Consider the following 462-nt stretch of genomic DNA (forward strand, 5'->3'; position numbering starts at 1 on the left):
GTTCTTCGCAGCGTTCACGTCGCGGTCATGCACGGTGCCGCAGTCGCACGTCCATTCGCGGACGTTCAGCGGCATCTTCGCCGCGATCGTTCCGCAGGTTCCGCACAGCTTCGAGCTGGGGAACCAGCGGTCGACCACAACAAGTTCGCGCCCGTACCAGGCGCACTTGTACTCCAGCATGGAGCGCAGTTCCGTCCACGACGCGTCAGAGATGGCGCGCGCCAGCTTGCCGTTCTTCAGCAGGTTGCGGACGGTGAGGTCCTCGATCACGACCGTTTGGTTCTCACGGACGAGACGAGTCGACAGCTTGTGCAGGAAGTTCCGGCGGCGGTCGGCGATCCGCGCATACACGCGGGCAACCTTGCGGCGGGCCTTCTCCCGGTTCGCCGAGCCCTTCGCCTTCCGCGACAGCTCACGCTGCGCCTTCGCGAGGCGGTCGCGGTCCCGGCGCTCGTGCCGAGG

1 protein-coding gene is annotated in these 462 nt (G+C 66.7%); it reads right to left on the minus strand.

Annotation, left to right across the window (positions count from 1 at the left end; translation table 11 throughout):
* A partial coding sequence (locus MKW14_RS40735; RefSeq protein ID WP_240871841.1) for an RNA-guided endonuclease TnpB family protein occupies positions 1 to 462 on the minus strand: 462 nt, incomplete at both ends.

Origin of the sequence: Streptomyces gilvus, assembly GCF_022513565.1 — a bacterium.
Taxonomy (GTDB): domain Bacteria; phylum Actinomycetota; class Actinomycetes; order Streptomycetales; family Streptomycetaceae; genus Streptomyces; species Streptomyces gilvus.